General features: G+C 76.6%; 1 protein-coding gene and 2 pseudogenes. 1 reads left to right on the top strand and 2 read right to left on the bottom strand.

Going from position 1 to position 2,672, the window contains the following annotated elements:
- Both ABZ885_RS39135 and ABZ885_RS39130 read right to left on the bottom strand, forming a co-directional pair.
- Window positions 1–509: pseudogene (locus ABZ885_RS39135) on the bottom strand (hypothetical protein); the annotation flags it as partial.
- A complete protein-coding gene (locus ABZ885_RS39130; RefSeq protein ID WP_360199667.1) occupies window positions 506–1,741 on the bottom strand; it encodes a TIGR04053 family radical SAM/SPASM domain-containing protein in 1,236 nt (411 codons plus the stop codon). The pseudogene ABZ885_RS39135 and the gene ABZ885_RS39130, both read right to left, overlap by 4 nt.
- 187 nt (window positions 1,742–1,928) lie before the next feature.
- Between ABZ885_RS39130 and ABZ885_RS39125 the strand changes: the two are divergent.
- Window positions 1,929–2,378 (top strand): annotated as a pseudogene (locus tag ABZ885_RS39125) (nitrate reductase subunit alpha); the annotation flags it as partial.
- Window positions 2,379–2,672: the final 294 nt, after the last annotated feature.

Here is a 2,672-nt window from a genome sequence, read left to right as displayed (position 1 = left end):
CCGAGCCCGGCGGCCGCCAGCGACCCGCCGAGGACCACGCCGGCCACCAGGGCCGCCGCGGCGGCCCGGTAGTAGCCCACGACCGGGGCCAGCCGCCCGCCCAGGGCCCCGCGGCCCAGGCGCACCAGCACCACCAGGTGGGCGGCGACGGCCGCGACCAGCAGCAGGCAGGCGGCGGCGGTCAGCGCGGGCAGCTCCGCCCACACCCCCGTCAGCGCGCCGAGCACGGCCAGGTTGGCGCCGAGCAGGCGCGCCCGGCTCCACCGCTCGGCGGGCTGCCGCGCGTGCAGCAGGGCGACGGCGAAGTGCTCGCTCCAGAGCAGGACGGCCGTGGTGGCCGCGCCGAGCAGGAACAGGTGTACGGCCAGCCAGCGGGCCACCGGCAGCGTCCGCCCGGCGGCGGCGGCCACCAGTGCCAGGGCGAGCCAGGCCGCCACCAGGAGGTGCGCCCACGTGTACCGGGTGCGCCGGTCGGGCCGCCCGGGGGCGGCGGGCGTCGGGGCGCTCATGACCGGTCCGCCGAACCGTGCGCCGGCGGCAGCAGCGCCGCCAGTTCCCGCTGGTACGGGAAGGACCCGGGCCGGTAGTCGCACCACGGCTCCTCCGCGTACGGGTCGCCGGTCAGGCCGTAGGCGCGCGAGCGGGAGCCGCCGCAGACCCGGCGGAACTCGCACCGGCCGCAGCGGCCGCCGAGCCGGTCGCCGTCCCGCAGGCCGGTGAAGAGTCCGGAGGTGCGGTAGATCTCGGGCAGCGGCCGCTCCCGGACGCTGCCGGCGCCCAGCGGGAGGAAGCCGCTGGGGTGCACGGTGCCGGTGTGGGAGACGAAGACGAAGCCGCGGCCGGCGTTCACGTCCAGCGGCGGGCGGCGGGCCCGCCGCTGCGCGCCGTCCAGCCCGAGTTCGGCGGCCCTGGCCCGCAGCCGGCGGTAGAGCGGGCCGAGGCCGAGCGCCGTGACGTGGTCCTCGCCCCGGTCGGCGAGCACCCGGCGCTGCAGGGCGACCCGGCGGAAGTGGTGGGCCTCGGTGGTCTTGGCGGGCACGGTCAGGCCGACGTCGTGGACGAAGTTGAGGACGTCCTCGGCCTCGGCCGGGCTCAGCGACGCCAGGTCGCGGCCGCGTCCGGTGGGCACCAGGAAGAAGGCGCTCCACAGGGTGGCGCCGTACTCGTGGACCAGCCGGACGACGTCCGGCAGGTCGTCCAGGTTGTGCCGGGTGACGGTGGTGTTGATCTGGACCTTCAGGCCGAGCTCCCGGGCCGTCCGCCAGGCGTCGAGCGTCCAGCGGTAGACGCCGGGCACGCCGCGGAAGCCGTCGTGCCGCTCCGCGGTGGAGCCGTCGAGGCTCAGCGAGAGCCCGATCGCGCCGGCCTCGTGGACCGCCCGCAGGTTCTCCGCGGTGAGGGTGGGAGTGCCCGACGGGGAGACCGCGACCCGGACGCCGGTCCGCGTCGCGTGGGCGACCAGTTCCAGCAGGTCCGGCCGCTGGAAGGGGTCGCCCCCGGTGATCACGAAGAGCGGCGCGGGGGTTCCGAAGGCCGCCACCTGGCCGATCAGGTCCTCGGCCGCCGCGGTGTCGAGCTCCCGCGGGTCGCGGTCGGGCACGGCCTCGGCCCGGCAGTGGCGGCACGCGAGCGGGCACGCCCTGGTCGACTCCCAGATCACGATGAACGGCCGGTCCGCCACGTCCTGATGCTGCAGGCGGACGGCGCGGGCCCTGGGCGGGCGCGGGGTCGGGTCGTACACGCTGGTCACCTCCGGTTCGGTCGGGCATCAGCCTGCTGCGTCCGGGGGGTGCCGGGGCCCCGCCGATGGTCCTGGCCACCGGGACCGGAAGGCCTGATTCCCCTCCGCGGGACGGGGCCGGCCGGCGGGGTGACGAGGGACCTTCGGCCCCCGCGCGGGTGGCCGTGCGCTGCCTAGCGTTCCGCCCATGGAGCACGAGAAGACGGCGGGTGAGGGCGGTCCCCGCGCAGAACAGCACTGGCCGCTGGCGGCGAGACGCCTGCTGACACGCCGTGAGGTGTCGGCGGACGGCCGGGCGGTGTTCGGTGCGGGCGGCACCGAGTGGGAGGGCTTCTACCGGGACCGCTGGTCCCACGACAAGGTGGTGCGGTCCACCCACGGGGTCAACTGCACGGGCTCCTGCTCGTGGATGGTGTACGTCAAGGAGGGGATCATCACCTGGGAGCACCAGGCGACCGACTACCCGTCCATCGGCACCGACTGCCCCGAGTACGAGCCGCGCGGCTGCCCGCGCGGGGCCTCGTTCTCCTGGTACACCTACTCGCCCAGCCGGGTGCGCTACCCGTACGTCCGCGGGAAGCTGCTCAAGCTGTGGCGCGAGGCCCGCCGCCGGCTGGGCGACCCGGTGGCGGCGTGGCAGTCGTCGACGGCCTGCCGGGCCTGCGTGAGCTGCGCGTGCGTCAGCGCATCACCGGCCCGGCCGGCCAGCACCCCCAGATCGGCCTGCGCCTGCAGGCTCGCGTACCGGCCCGACTGCACGCACGCCTGCCGGGTGCCCGGCATGGGGAACAGCCACTCCCAGCGCTGCATGGCCGGCGCCAGCGCCAGTGCCGCGCACAACCCCACCACCAGCGAGTACGCCACCAGGCTCGACGCGTAGGCGGCGCGCCGGCCCGGCGTCCGCGCCGGCACCCGGCCGAAGGAGAGGATC

Origin of the sequence: Kitasatospora sp. NPDC047058, assembly GCF_040643935.1 — a bacterium.
Lineage (GTDB): Bacteria > Actinomycetota > Actinomycetes > Streptomycetales > Streptomycetaceae > Kitasatospora.
This window is presented reverse-complemented; position numbering and strand designations above follow the sequence as displayed.